The organism is Psychrobacter sp., assembly GCF_018260395.1.
Lineage (GTDB): Bacteria > Pseudomonadota > Gammaproteobacteria > Pseudomonadales > Moraxellaceae > Psychrobacter.
In genome coordinates, this window is the sequence record NZ_JAGLBC010000021.1 from 1 (window position 1) to 24,242 (window position 24,242).

A 24,242-nucleotide genomic window follows, 5' to 3' on the forward strand; every position below is an offset into this window, starting at 1 on the left:
AAATAAAAAATTGATCAATCAAAAAACTATAAATAGATATTTATTAAATATCGTGCTTAATACGCCATTCTTGAACTTGTTTCTCAATTTTTTCTTTACTATCTCCATAACGTTCTTGGATTTTACCTACCAATCGATCAAAGCTGCCTTCAGCATGGGTCAAATCATCATCAGTCAAATCAGCCCACTGCTGTTTAATTGTGCCTTTAAGCTGATTCCATTCGCCTCTAAAATTTTCTTTATTCATTATAATATTCCTCTCGTAATTGGACAGTTGATAAAGCATACAAATCACAAAGTATTTTTTTAAAAGCATCAATTTAAAAACTATTAGATTACTTCAAACCAATTATGCGCTTTATTTAAGTAAGTTGTGTATCTGCGTGTATGAGTTATGACAGCTTTTAGATTATGATTGTTAGCAATTAGAATAAATCTTATCTAAAGATTATCGAGATGTTTTATATTAATAAAAATGATTACATGTAAGCATATGCTTACATCTTAAGACGTTTTCTACGTCTTACAATATCGCCTCAAATTTGAGATCATAGCTTTACTTCATCAAGGACGATGATTCGTGATAATCAGGTAACTGTTAATCAGGTGACTGTAAAATCATGAGCTACTGTAAGGATACATATTCTTAACTAAGTTATCACAGGAAGTGGCATTTAGATTAGAATAAAAGGTACAACTGAGTAGGATGCTCACGTTATTATTAATTCTAGGATGGGGTTATTAATAATAGACTGTCAGGATGACAACTAAGAAGCCGCATAATTAAATTTATGCGGCTTTGTTGTATTTAACCTATATTTTACAATGAATATTTAATTTTAATCTTATAGGCTGATTGCTAACTAATAATTCTGGTAACCATTAATTAAAGATGCGTAGGCAGAATGGTTTCAACAATTAGTCCAGATTGCCCGTCTGTACGATTATAAGCTATAAGCTCTCCTTGATGTGCTGTAACGATAGCATGAGCAATGGCCAATCCTAAACCATGACCGCTTACTTTGGTAGTGGAGCGCGATTTTTTATCTGAATGTAAGTCAGCTTTAGTCTGATGCAGACGTTCTCTCGAAGCACTTAACCTCACAAAAGGATGGAAGATACGTTGAAGGTCTGTTTCTGCAACTCCACTGCCAGCATCGATGATTCTTACTTTCAAATATGGCTGTTGCTTTTCGGGATGAATAAATTGTTGAATATCAATTATTACCGATGAATCAGGTGTAGTATGAGTAAAAGCATTGCGAATAATATTCTCAAGAGCGCTATGTAATTGTTTAGGATCACCCATAAGTTTATAGACTGAATCCTGAGCTTTTAGGGGGATTAAGTCGTTTGACCATTGCCATTTTACTGCTTTGTCATAAAACTCAAAACACACGTCCTGTTTTATTTCTTCGAGTAATGTATATAAATTAACCAATTGATGGGCTTCAATATCTAGAGTATTGTGGCGCATTTGAAGTGATTGGATCTGGATAATGTGCTCAATTAGCTCATTCATACGGGATGATTCTTTTTCAATTCGGTCAAGGTAGTCGCCTGCCTCTGGCGCAAAATCGCGAGTTAACTCAGTGGCTACCTCTAGCCTAGCAAGAGGGGAGCGTAGTTCATGAGATATATCACTTAACATTTGTTTGCGCGCCATCTCACTATTGGCCAAGCGTGTCGATAATTTAGACACATCTTTTGCTAACAGCCCTAATTCATCGTTACCCAAATCCTTAAGGGTTTCGCCAGCGTCAAAACTGCCTTCACTCATCAAATGTACCGCTTTTTGGACTCGGTGAATACGTTCTATAAGGGCTCGGCTTAACCAGTAGCAAACAAGTATGCTAAACACTAAAATAAGCAAGACCCTAACTAGGGTATGACCTCGTCTTAGGGATTCAAGGTCATGTAGCGAGAGTTTAGGTTGAAGCTGGATAATATAGGTTTTACTGCTATCTGAAACGACCTTAGTATCTGCAAGTTCAGGGTAGTTACTAATATCTGCACTGACCTGCTGCGAAGGTTGTTTAGATAAAGGAGATACTAAACTAGAATCTTTATCAAACCAGCTTGAAGGCTGCGGTGCTTGAATAGGGTCGAACTTTGATGGGTGTTCGAATTCAGAAGGCGTTTGTGTACGATGCCGATTGTTTTTATCATTTTCAGGATGAAAACGGTCAAACTTCGGCAGAATCACGGTGCCTTGTTCATCGATAATACGAATTTGTGGTTTTAACCCTTTATTGTCTTTATAAATTTTTCTTACGGCCTCTAGGTCGTCATTATGTAATGCGGTTTCTACATCTTGACGTATGATAAGTAATCGAGCAACTTGTTGCTCCATTCTTTTACTAATCTCTTTGGTATTAATCCATCGCTCTATGCCAACTGATAAAGCTGAAGTCAGTAATAATATCGCCAACATACTTAAAAAAAGTCGCCAAAATAAGGTAATAGGCTGATGAATACGTCGAGATAAGACATTGGGAAATGCAGGTTTATTCATGTTGACGTTACTCTATAGAACCAACTGATAACCTCTGCCACGAACCGCTTTAATTGGGTCCTCATGAAAAGGCTGTAGCTTTTTTCTTAGCCGTGATACATGAACATCTAAGCTTCTATCAAGAGGCTGAAGTTCACGTTGCAAAACAGTTTGGGATAGCCATTCTTTACTAGCTACATTGCCTTGTTGCTGTAATAAAGCGACCAATAAATCAAACTCAGTACCAGTCACTTGTAGTATCTCACCATCGACCTTACACATACGGTGGGCTTGATCAAGTTCTAGACGCTCATGGATTAGAGATGTTAAGTCAGTTGTTTGCGTTATAGCTCGCTTTATGACCGCATTAATACGCGCTAATAGTTCACGAGGGTTGCAGGGCTTAGCGATATAATCATCAGCACCTAACTCTAGACCTATAATACGATCAATTTCATCTCCTTTTGCCGTCAACATAATTACTGGTGTCTGAGTTAAAGTAGGCAGTTGGCGTAGCACACTAAGTCCATCAATCTTAGGCATCATAATATCGAGAACGATTAAGTCATACTTAAGAAATTTAATTTTTTCTAGTACTTGTTCACCATCGTAGGCGCAATCGCATGTAAGACCGTGGTTGGTCAAATACTCTACCAATAAGTCAGAAAGCTCGGCATCATCATCAGCCAATAAGATATGCGTCATCACTGTATCCTGATAAGTAGATAGATAAACAAGATTACTAGTTCATCATCTAAAAAACATCAAACATCAAACATCAAATATCAAATATCAAATATCAAATATCAAATATCAAATATCAATCCATACTAATACTAACTATGGTTTACTGCACAAGCAAGCTATCAGCGTTAGTGCTGTTGCAATTGTTACCTTTCTTAAAATTTCATCAAATTAAGTTACATGGAACTGTCCTATTATGACGGTTATCAGCAAAGAGGGTTGAATAAAAACCTAACATTAATTTTTAATCCATATAAAGGGTTGTCTTTATGAAAAAAACAGTAATAAGCACCATATTGGTTCTATCAGGCAGTTTCGCGGTAATTGGATGCACTGAAGCAAGTGCGGTTTCTCAATCTCAAACTTCACCAGCCACTAAAATGTACCAGCAAAACCCTAGTCAACATCAAAAAGGTGATCATATGATGGGTCATCATAAGGGTATGGGCGGCGGCATGGGTCGCGGTATTGAAAAGTTGAATTTAAGCGAGCAACAAAAAGCACAATTGCAAGCACTTCGTGAAGTCAATAAAGAGCAACATGAAGCCAACCGCCAGCAAAAGTTAGCTCAAATGCAGCAGTTTGAGGCTCAGACTCAAGCGCTTGTAAACAACCCAAATTTAGATATGACAGCTTTGAACAGATTGGCAGATCAACAAGCGGCAGTTTCAAAACAAAAATTTATTGAACGTGTTCAATTACAGCATGCTATGGCGCAAGTCTTAACCAGTGAGCAAAAAGCAGAGCTTCAAAAAATGCATACACAGCATCAAGCCAAATTTAAAAGTAAAATGAAAGATAGAGCAGACAAATCTATAGCTAGTGTTCAATAACTCCCATTAATATCACCACTATGCTGATGATAAAATAATAAAAAAGCAATCTTACGATTGCTTTTTTTCTAGCAATTTTTTTACTTGCTATTAAGTTGAAATCATTTAGTTTATATATTCAATATTAATTTATCAGGGCTCACGTGCCACGCTACCTTGCAAAGCTAAAGGTAGAGGTAATATTTCAACCTCAGAGTCTTGTAAATGCTCAGGACGTGCCACAACTAAGGCTTCAAAGCCTATAATGTCATCTTGAGCAATGGCATTCACCACTTGGATTTTATCTAAGTTTTCGCCTGGCTCAGGCACCCTACCTTTAGCTCGAATGCGATGTAAGAAAGCTTTAGGTGATGCTTTAAAATAAATACGAGCGATGACTTCCTGTCCTAAGTAGCAACCTTTGTCATAATCTACACCACCACGTTGATGTAGTCTTAACTCTTGCGGTTGGAAGATACCTTGGGTGGCGGCTACAATCCAATAGTTGCCAGTGGCAATACTTAAAGCCTGCCATTTACTGACATCACATTTATCTGCAGTATGACTAAAAGTGGCTTCTTCTGTTCCGGTTTCAGACCCTAGAACACATGGGTAAATATCAGTAGGTTCTGAAGTCGTAAATTTAGAAAAAGCGCCGAATTTTTTTAAATGGGCCTGAAAGCTAGCTATACAATCGGCACTAGTAACTATATCAAACTGATTTTCAGATTGTTTCTTAACCCAAATTCCAAATTCGATACGGCCCTTTAGGTTGGCAATAGCAGCAGGTAGATAACTTAAATCAATCTTATTAACATTAACAGTTAATTGACTCTGTAAAAACTTGGCTGCATCTTCACCTTGTAAGGTAATTTGTTTAAAATTTAGAGTACTCAAGGTCTTATTCCTTCGTTATTATTTTGATGACATAGGTTGTTTTTTCGATAATATAGCTAGAAATGATATTTTGGTTCGGGGTTTAAATTTCAATGGCTAGACAAAGTATTATATGGACAAAGCAAAAATTTATAGTTTAGGCTACAATACAAAGCACTATACTGAGCCCTATACTGAGCATTATAAAACCAATGCTAAAAAATTAAATAATTGAAATGAGGATAAAATGAGCTTACCTAATTGCCCTAATTGCGACTCTGATTTAACTTATGAAGATGGTGCTTTATTGGTTTGTCCTATGTGTGCTCATGAGTGGAGTGCTACTGAGTTAGATGGCACGGCAGCTACTGAAGACGCTGTAATTCGTGATGCGGTTGGTAACGAATTACAAGATGGTGATGCCGTTACAGTCATCAAAGACTTAAAAGTTAAAGGGTCATCTACTCCTCTAAAAGTTGGCACTAAGGTTAAAAGCATTCGCCTAATTCACGATGCACCAGATGATCATGATATCGATTGTAAAGTGGACGGCTTTGGTCAAATGAAGCTTAAGTCTTCTGTAGTTAAGAAAGCCTAAGCTGATTTTGATATCAAAAAAGCTTTTACTTGGTTAAAAAAGCTTTTAACCTATTAGAATTTATTCTAATTATCAAAATAGGTCTCACAACTTACCCTGTGAGACCTTTTTCAGCTTTATTGCATATATAGCATTATAATGGTTTACACAGTCTAGCTGCGTAAGGAATATCACCTTTAAATACGCATAAACCTAAGCCACTTGGACCATGGTTAGCCAGTGAAATGGCTGATACTGGCAAGACTACGACACTGTTTACACCGGTTTTATTCCTAAGCATTTCCATAAATCGACTGTCTAAATCCGGACGCCCAGCGCTTAACATATAGCCAAATGAATTACTACTCTGCAGCGTTTCAGTAAATTGGTCTATAATATAATTAAATGCCTTGTCTATTTTACGAATTTTGCTAATAGGCAGTACACGTCCCTCATTAGACACTTGTAGAACTGGCTTTATACTAAACAAATTAGCGAAAAATCCTGCTGTACCTGATATTTTTTTATTCTTAATCAAATACGATAAATCGTCAGCAACAAATAGCATTTTATGGCTACTACGAAGCGTATCGAGTCGACTGGCAATATCAGGCATGCTGTGACCCTGCTTCATTAATTGCTCGGCTTCTAATGCCAATAACGCTTCGCAAGCATTTAAATCTCTAGTGTCATAAACATAAATATCTAAGCTGTCTTTAAAGCTTTGAGACACTTCTTTAATGATATTATAGCTTTCACTAACTTGAGAGGATAGGGTGGTAATAAACACCTCTTTGATGCCTCTATTTTGTAGATTGCTTAATATCATTGCCACTTCATGCGCTGGGGCTGGCGAGGTATGAACTGGTGAGTGACTGACTTCATTCATTAAATATTGCAAACGTTCACTACTAATGTTTTTACCGTCGATAAACTCAACGTTATTGACGTGGATACGTAAACGAATGAGCTCGATATTATGTTGGATATCCATATCATCAAGCCCAGAAGACGATGTGGTCAAAACAATGCGACTCATATTGGGCACCTAATATCTCCATGGTCGAAACCAGCAATAAACTTAGCCACATTATCTAAGTAGCTTCGGTATCATCACTAAAGTATTCTATTGGTAAACGGTTCGGATTATGCGTTATTCAATCGCTTATTTTAGCAATTTTTAAGTAATTTTATCGTAATAACAACGCTGTCATTAGCTCTGATTATAGAGGGTTAACTGTACTTAGGATAGGGTTAATCATCATGTTATAAATTTATATAGCAAATCAACAGCTTTTACTCCCTTAGATACTATCTTCAAGTTAAATCTCTACAATTTAGCCATAATCCATAATTTATTTAAGGGTTTATTTGTCAACCCCATTAAACATTTCATATATACTAAGTTTAAGTAAATAATACAATCGGTCTTTGCTATAATAAATGTATAAAATTATCTTTTTTTGAATAGATAATTAACTATGAGGAGTGGGTATGTCAAAAAAAAGTAGTAAATCTGAGAAAATTAATGATGACTATGTGACTGATGAAAAGCAGATTGAAGAATATGTAACTAAAAAGAAAAAGGATGCTTCACGAATCAAAATCAAAGAGGTTATTGATGAGGTTCTGTTAAAAGATCTTAATAATGGTGATTTCGATAGTATCTCTGATCATTTACAAGCTTTGATACATGATGCCTCTCCTGATGATCTGGAAAAGCTGAAAGATTTATTTGCCAAACATGCTTTAGCCAATGTGGTCAAAACGGGCACCAAAAGAGATGATGAGTTGTCAGACAACTGGCGTGAAGGTGGCTATCCTTATAAAAATCGCTTGTCTCGCAAAACTTATGAAAAACAGAAATATCATCTACAAGTAGAGTTGCTTAAGTTACAAAAATGGGTTCGTGAAAATGATCAAAAAGTGGTGATTATCTTTGAAGGTCGCGATGCAGCCGGTAAAGGTGGCTCTATTAAACGCTTTATGGAAAATCTAAATCCTCGTAGTGCCAGAGTAGTTGCTCTAGATAAACCTTCTGAACGAGAAATGGGTCAATGGTATTTTCAGCGTTATACTCAGCATCTACCTGCTGCAGGTGAAATGGTATTGTTTGACCGTTCTTGGTATAACCGTGCAGGCGTAGAACGCGTAATGGGCTTTTGTACTGAAGAGCAGTACCAAATTTTTATGAAGCAAACCCCTGATTTTGAAAAGCATTTAATTGACTCAGGCATTCATTTAATTAAATTTTGGTTTTCCGTGAGCCGTGATGAGCAGCGTCGTCGCTTTGCCGAGCGTGAAGCACATCCTTTAAAACAGTGGAAACTGTCGCCTATTGATAAGGCGTCACTAGATAAATGGGATGATTATACATTGGCAAAAGAAGCCATGTTCTACAATACCGACACAGCCGAATCTCCTTGGATTGTTATCAAATCAGATTGTAAAAAACGTGCCCGTCTAAACGCCATGCGATATGTGTTAAACAAACTTCCGTATGATGGTAGAGACAAAGAACAGGTGGGTAACATTGATCCTCTGATTGTTGGCCGTGCTGGTGCTTTATATGAGTTAGGTGAAAAAGAAGACTTAGCTATTTAAAGTGCTCTATATTTAAATAGAAGCAATTTTTAATTTTAGTTATTTATAAAGCTCATCTATTGGTATGACGATATTTAACAGGAGCAATCAATATATTGCTCCTGTTTTATGGGCTTCTATTAAGGTAGTTTAAGTGCGTTTTATCACCTAACTAAGCGCTAATTCTGCCTGTTTTAATTAATCTAGCAGTAATAGAGCCTTTAGTTCGTTGATGACGTTCGGCGAGCATATCGACACTATCGCCTTTATCAAAACTATCAGTAAGGCTAATTTCTTCTTCTGTTTTCCAAGGCTTGCCTGCATTGGCTGGTAAAAGTGCTTGTTTCTCAATCCATTTCACTCTTGATTCAAGTGCTAATATAGCGACCTGTAACGCTCTTTGGATATCACTATCTAAGCATAGGCTACTAGGCGCTAATGCTTCCTCTGATAGAGGGTTGATACCTTCACTTAGTTTCTCAATAATTTGAAGTGCTTCAAAAGTTTGCATGGAAGGGATTACTCTTGAAGATGTGGTAGATTCGACTTGTTGTTTAATATCATCCATAACGGTTGAAAAATCCTTAAAGAGTTTATATAAATGAAAGTTTAATACTAGTTAGCGAAGTATCAAAATCACTAAAAATCAAACTGTCTCATATTTATTTATTAATTTAACTAAATAATATTACCATTAATTCTAATCAATTAATAGGCTTTGATTTAGGATTATCTTGCATTTACTTATATCTTATTGATGATAGCTAACAATAATCATCAAATCTTACTTGTTATACCCAAGTACATTGTTTTGCAGCATCTCATCAAAAGCACTTAAACAAGCGGTTAAAACCTGCCATTTAGTTAGGCAGTTAAAAAAAACAAACTTAGAAAAATACAAAGTGCTGTCATTAAAGCTGACTTTTTTTTGTTAAGATAGGCACAATAAGTTTATGCCACTTTTTTAGAACCTGTTTTAAAAGTTTTTGAAACCGTAAGCTCTACTTTCAGAAATTAAAATTTTCGATATTAAGTAAAGGGTCAATATTAGGAATGCAAATATGAGTACAAAGAACGAGCAACTATTTTTACAAGCCAAAAAACACATTCCAGGTGGCGTTAACTCGCCAGTGCGTGCTTTTGCCGGTGTTGGCGGAACGCCTGTGTTCATGCACAAAGCAGCCGGTAGTAAAATCTATGATACCGAAGATAATGAGTACATTGATTACGTCGGTTCATGGGGACCAATGATTTTAGGTCATGCTCATCCTAAAGTAATTGAGGCGGTCAAGGCAGCCGCTGAAGATGGCTTAAGCTTTGGTACCCCAACCACATTTGAAACTTCAGTGGCAGACATTATTTGCGATATCGTACCCAGCGTTGAGATGATCCGTATGACAAGCTCAGGTACGGAAGCGACTATGAGCGCTATTCGTTTAGCGCGTGGCTATACAGGCCGTGACAAAATTGTGAAATTCGAAGGGTGTTATCATGGTCACTCAGACAGCCTATTGGTAAAAGCAGGCTCTGGCATGTTAGACATCGGTGAGCCAACATCTCAAGGCGTGCCTGCAGACTTTGCCAAGCATACCATTACCTTGCCCTACAATGATCCTCAAGCGATTATAGACTGCTTTGATAAATGGGGTGATGAGATTGCTTGCGTTATCGTTGAACCTATCGCCGGTAATATGAACATGATTGTACCCACTCAAGAATTCCATGATACCTTACGTGATCAATGTACCAAGGGCGGTTCGGTGTTAATTTTTGATGAGGTGATGACAGGTTTTCGGGTAGGTCTACAAGGGGCGCAAGCCTACTTTGATATCGAGCCGGACTTAACTTGCTTTGGTAAAATTATTGGTGCAGGTCTACCTGTGGGAGCTTTCGGCGGTAAGCGTAAAATCATGGAGTGCATTGCACCTATGGGCGGCGTGTATCAAGCTGGTACTCTATCAGGTAACCCACTAGCCATGCGTGCCGGTATTGCCATGTTTGAAGACTTGACCCAGCCGGGCTTTTATAAAGGGGTGGCTGATAAAGTGACTTATCTAGTTAACGGCATTCAAGCTGCGGCTGACAAATATGGCATTGAGCTACGCTCTACAAAATTAGGCGGTATGTTTGGTCTGTTCTTTATGCAAGACAAAACTGCTGGTCTGCCTCAAAACTTCGATGAAGTGACCGCGTGTGATATGGATAAGTTCAACACTTTCTTCCATGGCATGCTGAAGCAAGGTATTTATCTTGCGCCTTCAGCTTATGAAGTAGGCTTTATGTCCTCAAAACATTCTACTGAAGACTTAGATGCTACTATCAGTGCAGCTGAGTCAGTGTTAGCTGAGATGGCAAAGCAATAGATGTTGAATGATTAATTGATACAAAGCTTTAGACTTTAACTTAAAAAAGAACGGTAACTTAATTAAGAGTTATCGTTTTTTTTTGTTTGTTAGGCATTTATATCACTTAATTGGCTTTGGACAGTTATGAAAAGTTTGGATATAAACGTCTAAATCCAATTTAAAAAATAATATTATTGATAAAGGCTGGCTTGCCACTCATTAGCTTTAGTGATTTAATAAGATTGCGTTTATGTTTGTCTTTATAACCTACTTAGTGTTTTTGGCATATGTTTTACTCAGTCTGGTAAAATACAATTCTATTAAAAAATATACTTTAGAGTATGATTACAGCTAAAATGACTCATTCATTACATCTTGAACATTCGATAATGAATAAATTCTTCTCACTCTTGCATTTATTTAAGGTAAGTAAAGTCACTTATGCCTAATAATTTTCTAGCGAATAATGAACTTATGGCGGCCATTGATATTGGCTCTAACAGCTTTCACTTAGCTATTGCACGATTAGATCATGGTGAGGTACGTAAAGTGGCCTCAATGTCTGAAAAGGTACAACTGGCAGCCGGGCTAGATGAAAATAGACACCTTAGTGAAGAAGCTCAGCAAAGAGGTCTTGATTGCTTAGCGCGATTTATGGGAAGACTTGACTCGGTGTCTGCTGATAGATTGCGTATTGTAGCGACCAATGCTTTGCGCCAAGCCAGAAATGCTGATGAATTCATTAGACGTGCCAATGCTATTCTACCTAAGCCTATTGAGATTATTGCTGGTCGTGAAGAAGCTCGCCTTATATATTTAGGCGTGTCACATACCAATGAGAGCATCGATAAAAGACTGGTAATTGATATTGGAGGGGGATCTACGGAGTTCATTATTGGCCAAGAATTTGATCCCTTATTGACTGAAAGCTTGCAAATGGGCTGCGTTGCTTATAGCAAAAGATTCTTTGAATCAGGCGATATAACAGAAGATGCTTTTAATGAAGCCATTGCTGACGCTAGAAAAGAGATTTTACGCATTAGTACAACTTATCAAAAAACGGGCTGGACTAGTGTGGTGGGATCAAGTGGCACTATCAAGGCAGTACGTAATGTATTGGTGGCTCAAGGGTGGGCTGATGATCAAGAGCGGATTACTTATCAAGGGGTGAGAAATCTACAAAAGCTGCTGCTAAAAATTGGCCGCGTTGAAGACATCGACTTAGAAGGGGTTAAAGAGCACCGTAAAGCGGTTTTCCCTGCTGGGGTTTCAGTATTATTAGCGGCAATGAAAGTCCTTGGTATCGATACTATGACTTATTCTGATGGGGCGCTGCGTGAAGGGGTTATGTACGATATGCTTGGCAGATTTGCCAGTGAAGATGTCCGTGACCGCAGTGTTCAGGCTTTGGTTGAGCGTTATTCAGTAGACAAGCGTCAAGCTAAGCGTGTGGTGAAGACTTGTGAGCGTCTTTTTGAAAAAACCCATGAGGCATTAGATTTAAGTAGTGATGATAATGATCTTCTACGCCGTACTGCTTATTTGCATGAAATTGGTTTGGCCATTAGTCACAGTGGCTATCACCATCACAGTGCCTATTTATTAGAGTTCTCTGATATCCCTGGTTTCTCTCAAGTTGACCAAGTACGTATGGCGCAATTGGCCCGTAACCATCGACGCAAATTAAAATCAGAAATGTTAGAGCAAGTCCAAGATATCGGTGGTAGAAAACTGGTGTATTTGTGTTTGCTACTTCGCTTGGCAGTGTTGGTACACCGTAGTCGTAATGATCATGACAAGAGTGATTTACAGCTTAATATTTTGGATGTAGATAACTGGCAAGTTATAGTTGAGTCAGATTTTGAGGAGCATGCTTTGCTCGTTTTTGATCTACAAGATGATATTGCTCAATTCAAAAAGTGGGGCGTTGATCTAACCGTATTACAAGACATTGCTCAGCAACAATAAGCATAAGCACAAGCATAAGCATAAGCATAAGCATAAGCATAAGCATAAGCAGTACTTCGGCTGTAGTGTTATCAAAATACAGATACCATATCAGGGTTGCTACCACTAATTATGATAAAAATATTATTTTAAGGACCTACCATGAGTGCAGTTTGGGATAGCGTTGGCTTAGCAAGACACGCTAAACGCCCTTTATTCTTAGATTATGTAGGGCAACTGTTCACAGAATTTGATGAGCTTCATGGCGATCGAGTATATGCCGATGACCGTGCGGTTATTGGTGGTTTGGCACGATTTAACGGTCAGCCCGTCTTGGTTATTGGTCAACATCGTGGCCGCAGTACCCGTGAGCGTATTGCTCATAACTTTGGTATGGCGTATCCTGAGGGCTATCGTAAGGCCATTCGATTGGTAAAATTAGCAGAGCGCTTCAAATTACCAGTTTTGACCTTTATTGATACTCAAGGTGCTTATCCTGGTGTTGGGGCAGAAGAGCGTGGTCAAGCTCAAGCTATTGCCGAAAGTATTGCAACTTTTAGTAGTTTAAAAACCCCTATTATCGTTACCATTATTGGGGAAGGGGGTTCAGGTGGTGCTTTGGCAATCGGTGTTGGCGATAAAATCAATATGCTTCAGCACAGCATTTATTCAGTGATTTCACCTGAAGGCTGTGCGTCTATACTTTGGAAAACTGCAGAAAAAGCACCTGTAGCTTCTGAAGCCTTAAAGCTAAACTCTACCAATCTGTATCAGTTAGGCTTGATCGATGCCATTATTGATGAGGGAGAGGGGGCGCATATAGATGCTAAGCCGGTTATGGATAATTTACAAAAGTTGCTGGTACAACAGCTTGCTGAGCTAAAGCAATGGGATACTGATGAATTGGTCGAACAGCGTTATCAACGTCTAAAAAGCTTTGACTCTACCCTAAGTCTTTAAGTCATTTAGTATTTTTTAAAATAAAGCTTGCATAAGGGTAGTTGGCGCCCTATACTGTGCTCCTGCTTAAGAGAAGTCCTGCAGCAAATCATTACCTCGTAGTATTAGCATTAATCCTCCGTTTTAAGATTTACCGTAGTTGCTCAGAGCGTTACCCGACCGAAATGGTCATTATGTTTTAAAATTAGGATTATATATGTCAGATACTATCAAAGGTACAGTAAAGTGGTTTAACGAAGCTAAAGGTTTTGGCTTTATCGCACCAGAAACTGGTCCAGACGTTTTTGCTCATTACAGCGAAATCGCAAGCTCAGGTTTCAAAACCTTAGCTGAAGGCCAAGAAGTTGAGTTCACAGTAACTCAAGGTGCTAAAGGCCCACAAGCCCATGGTATCACAGCCGTTTAATTGGTCGAAACCAAATAGACAAGACAAGTTAGAGTGCAAACCCATTAAGTGAGTCCACTTTAATTGAGTCAAAAAGAAACGAGCCCTAGGCTCGTTTTTTTTCGTCTGTAGTTTTTATCGAAAAGTTTGTTTAATAACAGTTAAATATTATAGGGTAATGCTTATAAAGCTTTATAGGCTGTAGGTTAAGTAAAAAGAAGCTGTAGGTTAATTAAAAATATTTTCTGTTATAGAAAGTATTGCTATCAATTAGATTTTTATAGCTTTAATACAACAGAGTAAATACAACGCAGCCAATTAATTTAAGCTACTATTATTAATATAGTAAAATTATAATAAAAAATATAAGAAAAAAGTTATTAGAAAAAACTATAGGATAAAAATTACAAGATAAAATTTATAAAAACAGCCTAAAGAATTATTATAGATTTTAAACTTCAGGTTACTAAAATAAAATGAATTCTTTAGAGTATAAGTTATTAGCTTACCCAGTTAGAACAGATTTAATAAAAGGTTTAATTTAATAAACGACTATAATAACTATTAGTAATGAGGATTTTTATGCGCAAAATTCCAGTTTACAATCACCCTGCCGCTGGCTGGTCTGCATTGATACAGTCTTCACGTGTGCTCATGGATTACAAGGCATTCTTACGGGGCAGTCGCAGTGTCTTTAGTAGCAATCAACCTAATGGTGGTTTTGATTGTCCAGGCTGTGCATGGCCAGACCATAACTCCTATAAAGCGATAGACGTTTGTGAGACAGGGATTAAAGTACTGGCTAGTGAAACTACTTTACGACAAGCCGATGCCAAGTTTTTTGCACAGCACTCAGTAACTGAGCTACAAAGCTATGATGGTCATAAGCTTGAACTAGCTGGACGTTTGACCGAGCCATTATACTATGATGCCCTACAAGACCGTTATATTCCTATTTCGTGGGAAAAAGCGTTTTCTAAAATAGCAAAACAACTGCATAAACTGTCTTCTCCGCACGAAGCCATGTTCTATACATCAGGCCGTGTGACAAATGAGCCTGCTTTTTTATATCAATTATTTGTTCGTCTTTTTGGAACTAATAACCTTCCTGACTGCTCGAATATGTGTCACGAACCTACCTCCGTAATGTTGGGTAAACAGTTAGGCGTAGGTAAAGCCACAGTTGTATTAGAAGATTTTGAGAAAGCAAATCTTATTTTAATGTTTGGTCAAAATCCAGCTACCAATCACCCACGTATGTTAGAGATGCTCGCTTACTGCCATGACCAAGGTTGCCGTATCATTTCTATTAATCCTATGCGTGAGCAAGGGCTATCTAGATTTAGGAATCCTCAAAAGGTGACTCACATGGTGGCTGGGGGTAGCGCGCCAATGGTCGATGAAGTGGTGCAAATTCAAATTGGTGGTGATGTTGCGCTATTGACAGGTTTGGCTAAATGGCTGATTGAAAACGATAAGCTAGATACTGATTTCATCAACGAACATACTTCAGGATTTGAGGCATTAAGAGCGTGGATACAGGCTCAGATTTGGGAAGATATCGAGCGTGGTTGTGGTATTAAGCAGTCACAAATTATCGAATTAGCTACATTGGTTGCTGAAAGCTCAGCGACTATTTGCACTTGGGGTATGGGTATTACTCAGCATACCCAAGGTGATGATAATGTAGCGATGATTACCAACTTATTACTATTAATGGGTATGATTGGTGTTGAAGGGGCAGGGGCTTCTCCAGTTCGTGGTCACTCTAATGTGCAGGGTGATCGAACTATGGGTATTCATGAGCGTCCAGCTAAAACCCTTTTAGATAGTCTTCAAAGCGTATTTCAGCATCCAATGCCTCAAGAACATGGTTATGATGTGGTGTCAGGTGCTAAAGCAATGATGCAAGGAAAAATTAAAGCTTTTGTCAGTATGGGTGGTAACTATTCTGTAGCTGCACCTGATTCGAAAGCCATTCAGCAGGCATTTACTCACAATGAGCTGAATGTATTTGTGGCGACAAAGCTAAATGAAACTATGTTATATCCAGGTCAGAATAACCTAATATTGCCTTGTTTAAGCCGTACGGAACAATATATAACCAGTAAAGGTGAGCAGTTTGCGACTATTGAAGACTCAATGTGTCAGATTGTACGTACGCAAGGAAGTCTTAAGCCTATTAGTGATGACTTAAAATCCGAAGCACAGATTGTGGCAGGTATTGCTAAGGCTTATTTTGGTAATCAAAGCAAGATAGACTGGGACAAGATGGCAGAAGATTATGATTTGACCCGTGACTATATTGCCCAAGCTATCTCTGGATTTGAAAACTTTAACTACCGTATCAGACAGAACAAACGTGGCTTTCATCTTTATCATGCCGCGCGTCATCGTCAATGGAAGACGGACAGTGGTAAAGCGCAGTTTGAAGTACCAAAGCATCCTATTACTTACGTGGTAGATGAGATGAATAAGGCAAATAACGCTGACCTTACCAAGCTTCAGCCTGAGCAAAAACAGAAGATTTGGCAACTGACTAGTGTGCGTAGCCATGACCAGTTTAACACTACGATTTTTGGTTATGAGGATCGGTATCGTCAGACTGATCGCCGTGACATTTTATTTATGCACCCTGATGAAATGAAGCGTATGAACCTTAAAGTAGGTGATAAGGTTATGATTTCAAGAAAAGATGCTGAGGGCAATATTCGAAATTTAGGCCCGCTTATTTTAAGCGAGATGGACATAGCCGCTAATGCTGTGGCAACTTATTATCCTGAATGTAACGATCTTATGGATTTGGATAGTCATAGTACCGAGTCGTTAACGCCTTCCTATAAATCAGTGACTGTACTTTTAGAAAAAGTTGCATAGCTTAAAGTATTCACCAAAGAGCTATGGAGATTTATTAAGATAATGGGAGAGGTTAAATGTTGATAGACCCCACACAAGCTTCATATTCTGATGGGGTCACTCACAGCAATCAGGAAAAAAAACCTAGTAGTCAAACTATAGGAAATAAGATAGATAAAATCGACCATACTAATCACGACGAGCTTACTCTAAGTCGTCTTCATAGTGCTCAGAAATATTGCTATCCACAACTTGGCCCTTCTCAAGAGCTAAGCATAGAGGTTAGTGATGTGGCTTTGGCAGTTGAAGCTGCTGTAGCTATTGTTATTAATGGTATTCATTATGCAGTAATGATGGCAAGCCCAGCACAGTTATATGAATTGGCTCTAGGCTTCTTATATAGCGAAGGCTTAATTGAAAACAGTTGGGAGCTATTAGATTGGGAAATAACCCCTGTCAAAACGGCCAAAGATTTGACACAGTTTGACCAAAAAGGGGTTAATAATGATGACATTATTGGGTTAGCGCCTTTATTATTAGATTATGATGCTTATATGATAGAGCTGACTTTGAATCAGCGATGTCATCAAAAAATCTTAGCTCAAAAACGTCAACTGGCAGGACGAACTGGATGTGGCATGTGTGGTGTCATCGGTCTAAAGCAAGCTTTGCCTGATTTAAGCCCTTATGCGATCAGGCAAGATCGACTAAATCAAAATCGTCCTAGTCTTGATGACCTTTTAACCATTAAAACTTTGATTGAAAAAACCCAGTCAACCCATAAGTTGACGGGGGCGGTTCATGCTGCTGCAACCTTATATCAAGGTGAGCTTCAATTATTTGAAGATGTGGGTCGCCATAATGCCTTAGACAAGCTAATAGGCTGGAAGCTAAGTCGCAAAATAGAGCTTGATTTGGTAGTTATGACTTCGCGACTATCAATCGAACTGGTGCAAAAAGCCATTCGTTGTCAACTACTTTGGTTGGTAGGCATGTCAGCACCGACTAGCACTGCGGTTCAAGTGGCGCAGCGTCATGGCTTAGGTCTGGCAGGCTTTCTTAGAGAAAATAGAGCAACCTTTTATACTTAAGACGATTAATTATAATTGCTTTATAATACTTAGATTATAAATCTAGATCGGTTACCCAATGCCCTGTCTCAAAGCTTGGCATCGTCTATCTGGCGTTACCTTAAATACTCAGCAATTTTTTCTGCGTCCATCCCTTTAATTATGACCAATACCAAACGCTTTGATAATGATGCTACTCATAATGATGCTAGTGCTACTGTTTTACAGCAAGCACTATTCGATAGTTTTGAGTTATATAAGCCGCATATGTTGGGAAAACGAATATGGCTTGCCTGTAGTGGCGGCAGGGACTCACTAAGCTTAGCCCATCTATGCTTAAAGTTATATAAAGCAGGCAGGTTACCCTTTTTACCGCAGTTGCTGCATGTTAACCATAATATGCAACACGCCAATACGGCTTGGGCTACTCAAGTGTTAAGTTGGGCGAAGCACAATCAGATACCCTGCCAAGTTATTGAAATAAACCTAGCAAAAAAGACAGAGCAAGAAGCTCGCCATGAACGATATCAAGCCATGCTTAATGTAATGAATCATGGCGATGTATTGCTACTCGGCCATCATCAGGATGATCAAGTTGAAACCTTGTTAATGCGACTTTTTAACGGAGCAGGGGTTAATGGTCTTAGTGCTATGAAAGCTTGGAGTATCAAACAAAGCAAAGGCTTAGATACAGATAACCTAATCATAAATAACAAAAGCATTTATTTATGGCGACCGCTGCTTACAGTTAGCCGAGAACAAATTACCGAGTATGCTAGTCAGCAAAAATTGGTCTATATTGATGATCCGACCAATGTTGCTTTAGAAGATAATGAGAACTCAGGTCAAGCTCAGCTCAATGATAGAGCATGGTTACGCAGTGTATTGATGCCATATATAATTCAGCGTTATCCTACTGCAAAACAATCAATTGCCCGTACCAGTGTCTTAATGCAACAGGCAAGTTTGACTATTGATGAGCTAACTGTAGCAGATTTAAAGCAAGTTACCTTAACCAATGACGCAGATACACCTTGGTATTCTGTACTGGACATCACTCAATTAATCAGTCTATCAGCAGCAAGGCAATCTGCACTCCTTCATCGTTGGTTAGCGCCCAACACCACAGAGCTTCCACCATCGAAACAATTGGTCGATGAAGTATTAAAATTAGTACATCGTCAAAACAGTGATCATCAAACCTGCTTATATTTCGATAGTGGTGTGTTTCAATACCAAATTCGTCGTTATCAATCTAAGCTGTACCGAATTTCTAAAAGCTGGGAGCAATGGCTACAGTTGTTACCAGATTCACAGCAGTTTGATTTAAGCGATAAAAGCTATAAAACAACAAACACGCTATGTTTGAAACAGTCAAACCTCAGTCAATTAAAGCAGAATTTTAACTGGTATTTAATAGGTCTCTCTAAACTTATAGAAGTATTGCAACAACAGTTGAGCTTAGGTTCAAGTGTTGAACTTATGGACTTATCTCAAACTGAACTATCTCAAACTGAACTATCTCAAACTGACTTAGGTCAAATTGACTTGCAACAAAAAGCTCAAAACGACTTGCAACAAAACGACCTAAAGCAGCCAATTTTGCAAAAACCAAGCTTACAATCAATTGATTTGCAAAAAGTAGAGGTTAATAGGACAGCAAAACTACGGTTTCAACCGTTGCCTCGCGACCAGAAAATAGCGTTATTAAACAGAACAGGTCGAAAATCAGGCAAAAAACTGTTGCAAGCACTGGGACAGCCCAGCTTTATGCGACAATCTGTAATACTATGCTCGTTGATTTTGCCACCACAATCCCAGCAACATCAACAAATGACAGTTCAAACCATATCCCATCCTTTGATATTGATTACGCCGGATCAGCTATGGGTTCTACAAAGTGAGTTTGCACCCAGTATTAAAGCGCTAATTGTACAAAGTGAGCTGACGACGCAGATACAAGTTCATCAATAAATTCACCCCTAAATCTTGCAAGATATGACAATCAAAGTTGCATTGAGTTGAGTAATATAATCCATAAAATGATGTGTTACACTAGCACCATTATCAATACACCTAGCATTAATTGAAAGAATAACAAAAATTTATTTAAAGCAGGGCTTGTCACATATTTTGTCAGGCTAAGCTTAAGTAAGGGAGCAACAATGACACAACTTAAAGGTAAAAAAATAAGTTTTATTGGCGGTGGGAATATGGCTCAAGCCTTAATAAGTGGCTTGATTGGCAAAGGCATTAAACCCTCAGATATTACCGTCGCTGATCCCTCGCCTGATATACGACACGCGTTAAAAGAGCTAAATATAAATGCGGTTGATCCCACAGGAAATACTGCATTTGATAATCCCCAAGTTGCCGTTGAAACAGCGGATATCGTAGTACTTGCGGTCAAACCTCAAGTTATGCATCAAGTGGTTTCAGGTTTTAGCTCAGTATTGAACAAACAATTGATCATTTCAGTGGCTGCTGGATTGTCTACAGACAGCATTAGTAAAATGTTAAACGGTTATAAAAATATTGTTCGTGCCATGCCCAATACCCCAGCCATGATTCAAAAAGGGGCTACGGGTCTTTATGCGACTAATGAGATTGATGAGGCTGACAAGGCTTTAGCAGCATCCTTAATGGCAGCTTCTGGTCTCGTAAGCTGGGTAGAAAATGAAGAGCAATTGCATGCTGTCACCGCCGTATCAGGGTCGGCGCCTGCCTATTTCTTTTATATGCTAGAATCTATGATTGAGGCAGCTGTAGATCAAGGATTAGATAGGAAACAAGCTGCTGCATTGGCAATGCAAACTGCATTAGGAGCAGCCCAAATGGCCATAACGAGTGGCGAGGCGCCTGCAGAATTGCGTCGTAAAGTTACCTCCCCCAACGGTACCACTCAAGCAGCTATTGAATCATTACAACAAGATGATTTTGCTAAAATTATAAAAAATGCAATGCAGGCTTGTTATGCTCGCAGTGAGCAAATTAGCCAAGAGTTGGCAGATTAAGCATTATCGACCAAGCAGTTTATAAAAGATAAATTGATTCAAAATAGGCCGTCGGTTGTAATACGTTGGTCAGGAGTTCTTTTTTAAATTAAACTAGTAAGAGTACGTTGAATGACAAGTCTTTCGTATGCCCTATTTAACATGGTGATTAACTTTGCCATGCTACTAATTTTTATTCGCTTTATGCTTCAGTTTGCAGGACTTGAGCGTAATCACCCCTACGTTCAACCCGCTTATAAAGCGACTAAAATTGTTGATATATTTGGCCGTATATTTCCAACTGTAGCTGGGGGTAGAGTCAGTTTAGCAGCAATTATGCTGTTATTTTTAATAAAGTTAATTGACATCTCTGGTAATGCAGCGCTTGCTGGGCATGGTTATACACCAATAAGATTGTTCTTCGAGGGAAGTTTGTCATTAATCTTAAAGTTTTTAAGTGTGGCACGTTATTTAATCATTGGTTCGATTATTATTAGTTGGGTTGTATTATTAACCCAAAAGATGCATCCTATATTTGAGTTGATTGTCCAAATGGCGGAACCTATCTTAGCTCCTTTTCGTCGTATTACGCCAAACTTGGGTATGTTAGACTTATCTCCGATTGTAGCTATATTTGGATTGTTATTAATTGAAATCTTTGTTCAAATCATTGCTAGAAATTTATTGCCAATGATCGGTTAATAATTAGCAGTGTATGGGCATATTTATAAAACTAATCATCCCTTTAATAGTTAAATTCGTCGAAACTGGAAAACTCTACTTGCAAAGCTGTTTTAGTTTGTTATAATACTCGCCCACAACATGAGGTAACTGGCTAAATAAGCTGATTTCTAAAGGTTGTGGTTTTAGAAGTTTCGGTGAAGTGGGTGAGTGGCTGAAACCGCACCCCTGCTAAGGGTGTATACGTTAACGCGTATCGAGGGTTCGAATCCCTCCTTCACCGCCATATTATTTTGAATGTTCATTGATTATGCCTTTATGAAAATTCAGATAAATGTTGACTCCTAAAAAAAAATGGCTATAATAGCCTTCCTGTTAACAGCAAGTACTAGCCGTTAATATGATTAGTTAGATAATTGTTGATATAACAAATATGCGCCTGTAGCTCAGTTGGATAGAGCACTTGGCTACGAACTAAGGGGTCGGGAGTTCGAATCTCTCCAGGCGCACCATCTAATGAATCACTAAATAAATCGCCCAATATATGGCGATTTTTTTATGCGTGTAATATTAATATTCAGACTTTTTAATTTTACTCAGACTTGCTGATTTGTATTCAGTCTTTGTAAGACGGTTACACCTTATCCGCTCTTGTATCTGGCTATTCTCTAATTACCTAACATACTTTTCACCACGTTAGCGTATCCTTTATCCTTTCTGTCATCTATGCAAAAATAAGATACAATAACGTTTCTTTTTAATTCACAAGCCTGTCACCACTGAGTTGTCATTTCATCATGTCTAAACAACGTACCCCCAAGCTATCGCGTCGTCCTCAGGCCTTACCACTGCAAAATTCTGAGCAACTTAGACCCACCGGTATTGAAGGCGTTAGTATCTCAGGTGAACCTGAAATCGCCAGAGCAGTCACCCGAGTCATTGCCATTATTTACGATGGTATGTTAATTCTAGCTTTATTGTTCTTAGTGGGGACTGTATTGACTGTCATTGGTACCATGATGACTATGGATACTGGAGTGACGTCGGATCAAGCGCAGACTTTACCACGTTGGTATCAAAACTTGGTACTTACTCCAGCTTTCATTTTGACTCTAATTGGCTTTTATGGGTTGTTTTGGCGTCGTGGCGGACAGACTTTAGGAATGCAGACTTGGCGTCTAAAAACTGTAGACAGCGAAGGACAATTGCTAACATGGGGCAAAACCATCAAGCGTATTCTAGCGGCCTGTGTAGTACCTGTATTATGTGGTTTGATTGGTTATGCATTGCATGGCTCACGCTCTGCGATGTTGTTTAGCGCCTTTTTTGGATTAATGTTTAATTACTTATTTTGCTTGTTTAACCGTGGAGGGTTGGCGGTTCATGACATGCTTTCAGGCACAGTGACTTTAAAAATGCCTAAAATTCATCACGAAGGCTTTATCGAGTCTTTAAAAAGAAAAAAGAATCATAAATAAGCTTAGCTTTATTTATTGAATCAATAAGTATTTAAACCTGCTAATCAAATTTAGTGGGTTTTTTATTGCCTTTATCCTATAGAATTTATTCGAATTGTAACGACCGGTCTATTCTTATTTTTTATTTCAATATACTAAGCCATAATATACAGGTAAGAGAAAAGTTCTGTTTGAGATAGTTTAACCTTATAGATAGTTTAACCTTCTAGATAATAGTTTGATCAAAAATAAATTAAAAAAAATTTCATCCTAAACTGCTTAAGTTATAAAGGATATAAAGGAAATAAAATGGCATACGATACCTTATTTACACCTATTGAAATGGGCAACCAAACATTCAAAAACCGAGTGTTTATGGCACCATTAACTCGCTTGCGTGCTATTGAGCCGGGCGATATCCCTACTATTTTGGCAGCAGAGTATTATGCACAACGGGCAGGAGCCGGCCTAATTATTACAGAAGCCACTCAGGTCTCATTACAAGCCAAAGGTTATGCAGGCGCGCCAGGTATACATGATGAAGAGCAAGTGACAGCTTGGAAAGTGATTACTGACGCCGTACATGCAAAAGATGGCAAAATTGTTGTGCAGTTATGGCACACAGGCTTGGTATCGCATGAAAGTGTACAGCCAGAGGGCAAAGCACCTATCTCAGCTTCAAAGATTAATGTTGGGGTACGTACTTCCTTACGTGACGATAATGGTAATCCAATACGAGTTGAGGGTACTACGCCTCGAGCAGCAAGCTTGGATGAGATAAATCAGGTCATTGCTGACTTTGCACAAGCCACTAAATACGCTAAGCAAGCAGGGTTTGATGGGGTAGAGATACATGGAGCACATGGCTATCTGTTACATCAATTTTGGGCAGAACATACCAATAAACGTGATGACAATTATGGTGGCAGTCGTGAGAATCGTGCTCGGTTAATGCTTCAAGTTATTGATGCCTGTGTCGACGCTTGGGACAAGGATCATGTTGGTATTAGAGTTTCGCCTCTTGGTAGCTTTAATAATGTAGATGTGGGCTACAATGAGGAAGAAGCTATTTGGTTGGTTGAGCAAATTAATGAACGTGGTTTAATGTATCTACATTTATCAGAACCAGATTGGGCAGGCGGTACACCATATTCTACAGAATTCCGCCAGAAGCTTCGCCAAGCCTTTCATAACAGTATTATAGCTGCCGGTGGCTATACTCCCGAAAAAGCACAAACTATGGTTGAAGCAGGCTACATTGATGCAGTTGCCTTTGGCCGTGATTACATTGCTAACCCAGATTTAGCCCAACGTATCAAAAAAGGAGTCGCCTTAAATGAACAACATCCAGAAACCTTCTATGGCGGCGGTATAAAAGGCTACACAGATTATCCATTTATGAGTGAATAATGCGAAGTGTTTAATGCAGTGTAAGTAGATAAAAAAGTTATTTATAAAAATC

At 38.5% G+C, this 24,242-nt stretch carries 20 protein-coding genes and 2 tRNA genes; 16 read left to right on the forward strand and 6 right to left on the reverse strand.

Annotated features, from left to right (window positions below; genetic code table 11):
- Positions 1-43: 43 nt before the first annotated feature.
- The 3 genes from QZ265_RS03075 to QZ265_RS03085 all read right to left on the reverse strand — a co-directional run bounded on the left by QZ265_RS03075 (position 44) and on the right by QZ265_RS03085 (position 3,199).
- Positions 44-247 carry a CsbD family protein gene (locus tag QZ265_RS03075; protein ID WP_296403303.1) on the reverse strand — a complete coding sequence of 68 codons (204 nt, stop codon included), beginning with the start codon at positions 245-247 and terminating at the stop codon, positions 44-46.
- A gap of 639 nt (positions 248-886) precedes the next feature.
- On the reverse strand, positions 887-2,515 hold the full coding sequence (locus QZ265_RS03080) for a HAMP domain-containing sensor histidine kinase (protein WP_296403305.1): 1,629 nt from the start codon (positions 2,513-2,515) through the stop codon (positions 887-889).
- Positions 2,516-2,527: 12 nt separating this feature from the next.
- On the reverse strand, positions 2,528-3,199 hold the full coding sequence (locus QZ265_RS03085; protein ID WP_296403307.1) for a response regulator transcription factor: 672 nt from the start codon (positions 3,197-3,199) through the stop codon (positions 2,528-2,530).
- Between the two features lie 308 nt (positions 3,200-3,507).
- Here QZ265_RS03085 and QZ265_RS03090 point away from each other — a divergent pair, with 308 nt between their 5' ends.
- Complete coding sequence (locus QZ265_RS03090; RefSeq protein WP_296403309.1) at positions 3,508-4,071, forward strand: Spy/CpxP family protein refolding chaperone; 564 nt, start codon at positions 3,508-3,510, stop codon at positions 4,069-4,071.
- Positions 4,072-4,203: 132 nt separating this feature from the next.
- On the opposite strand, the gene QZ265_RS03095 is transcribed toward QZ265_RS03090, so the two are convergent.
- Positions 4,204-4,947 carry a folate-binding Fe/S cluster repair protein gene (locus tag QZ265_RS03095; protein WP_296403311.1) on the reverse strand — a complete coding sequence of 248 codons (744 nt, stop codon included), beginning with the start codon at positions 4,945-4,947 and terminating at the stop codon, positions 4,204-4,206.
- Positions 4,948-5,173: 226 nt separating this feature from the next.
- On the opposite strand from QZ265_RS03095, the gene QZ265_RS03100 reads away from it, so the two are divergent.
- Entirely contained in the window at positions 5,174-5,524 is a 351-nt protein-coding gene (locus QZ265_RS03100; RefSeq protein ID WP_296403313.1) for a zinc ribbon domain-containing protein YjdM, read from the forward strand.
- A gap of 133 nt (positions 5,525-5,657) precedes the next feature.
- Here QZ265_RS03100 and QZ265_RS03105 read toward each other — a convergent pair whose 3' ends face one another.
- The gene (locus QZ265_RS03105; protein ID WP_296403315.1) at positions 5,658-6,542 is read right to left on the reverse strand and encodes a DegV family protein; all 885 of its coding nucleotides are present in this window, start codon (positions 6,540-6,542) and stop codon (positions 5,658-5,660) included.
- A 455-nt stretch (positions 6,543-6,997) separates the two neighbouring features.
- Between QZ265_RS03105 and ppk2 the strand changes: the two genes are divergently transcribed.
- Complete coding sequence (ppk2, locus tag QZ265_RS03110) at positions 6,998-8,107, forward strand: polyphosphate kinase 2 (protein WP_296403317.1); 1,110 nt, start codon at positions 6,998-7,000, stop codon at positions 8,105-8,107.
- 151 nt (positions 8,108-8,258) lie between these two features.
- On the opposite strand, the gene QZ265_RS03115 is transcribed toward ppk2, so the two are convergent.
- Positions 8,259-8,654, reverse strand: coding sequence for a hypothetical protein (locus QZ265_RS03115; protein ID WP_296403319.1), 396 nt, complete (start codon positions 8,652-8,654; stop codon positions 8,259-8,261).
- 493 nt (positions 8,655-9,147) lie between these two features.
- Between QZ265_RS03115 and hemL the strand changes: the two genes are divergently transcribed.
- From hemL to QZ265_RS03180, 13 genes are all read left to right on the forward strand, one after another.
- Positions 9,148-10,449, forward strand: coding sequence for a glutamate-1-semialdehyde 2,1-aminomutase (gene hemL, locus QZ265_RS03120; protein WP_296403320.1), 1,302 nt, complete (start codon positions 9,148-9,150; stop codon positions 10,447-10,449).
- A gap of 423 nt (positions 10,450-10,872) precedes the next feature.
- Positions 10,873-12,399: an exopolyphosphatase gene (gene ppx, locus QZ265_RS03125; RefSeq protein WP_296403322.1), complete on the forward strand. Its 1,527-nt coding sequence runs from the start codon at positions 10,873-10,875 to the stop codon at positions 12,397-12,399.
- Between the two features lie 141 nt (positions 12,400-12,540).
- On the forward strand, positions 12,541-13,338 hold the full coding sequence (locus tag QZ265_RS03130; RefSeq protein ID WP_296403324.1) for an acetyl-CoA carboxylase carboxyltransferase subunit alpha: 798 nt from the start codon (positions 12,541-12,543) through the stop codon (positions 13,336-13,338).
- Between the two features lie 196 nt (positions 13,339-13,534).
- Positions 13,535-13,744: a cold-shock protein gene (locus QZ265_RS03135; protein WP_296403327.1), complete on the forward strand. Its 210-nt coding sequence runs from the start codon at positions 13,535-13,537 to the stop codon at positions 13,742-13,744.
- A 561-nt stretch (positions 13,745-14,305) separates the two neighbouring features.
- On the forward strand, positions 14,306-16,600 hold the full coding sequence (locus QZ265_RS03140; RefSeq protein ID WP_296403329.1) for an FdhF/YdeP family oxidoreductase: 2,295 nt from the start codon (positions 14,306-14,308) through the stop codon (positions 16,598-16,600).
- 56 nt (positions 16,601-16,656) lie between these two features.
- A complete protein-coding gene (locus QZ265_RS03145) occupies positions 16,657-17,670 on the forward strand; it encodes a formate dehydrogenase accessory sulfurtransferase FdhD (RefSeq protein WP_296403330.1) in 1,014 nt (337 codons plus the stop codon).
- A gap of 75 nt (positions 17,671-17,745) precedes the next feature.
- Positions 17,746-19,623 (forward strand): tRNA lysidine(34) synthetase TilS, encoded by a 1,878-nt coding sequence (tilS, locus tag QZ265_RS03150; RefSeq protein ID WP_296403332.1) that lies wholly within the window; start codon positions 17,746-17,748, stop codon positions 19,621-19,623.
- Between the two features lie 191 nt (positions 19,624-19,814).
- Entirely contained in the window at positions 19,815-20,663 is an 849-nt protein-coding gene (gene proC, locus QZ265_RS03155; RefSeq protein ID WP_296403333.1) for a pyrroline-5-carboxylate reductase, read from the forward strand.
- 111 nt (positions 20,664-20,774) lie between these two features.
- Positions 20,775-21,344 (forward strand): YggT family protein, encoded by a 570-nt coding sequence (locus QZ265_RS03160; protein ID WP_296403335.1) that lies wholly within the window; start codon positions 20,775-20,777, stop codon positions 21,342-21,344.
- Positions 21,345-21,519: 175 nt separating this feature from the next.
- A tRNA-Ser gene (locus QZ265_RS03165) sits at positions 21,520-21,609 on the forward strand.
- Between the two features lie 149 nt (positions 21,610-21,758).
- Positions 21,759-21,835, forward strand: a tRNA-Arg gene (locus QZ265_RS03170).
- A 285-nt stretch (positions 21,836-22,120) separates the two neighbouring features.
- Complete coding sequence (locus QZ265_RS03175) at positions 22,121-22,801, forward strand: RDD family protein (protein ID WP_296403337.1); 681 nt, start codon at positions 22,121-22,123, stop codon at positions 22,799-22,801.
- A gap of 288 nt (positions 22,802-23,089) precedes the next feature.
- A complete protein-coding gene (locus tag QZ265_RS03180; protein ID WP_296403339.1) occupies positions 23,090-24,190 on the forward strand; it encodes an alkene reductase in 1,101 nt (366 codons plus the stop codon).
- Positions 24,191-24,242: the final 52 nt, after the last annotated feature.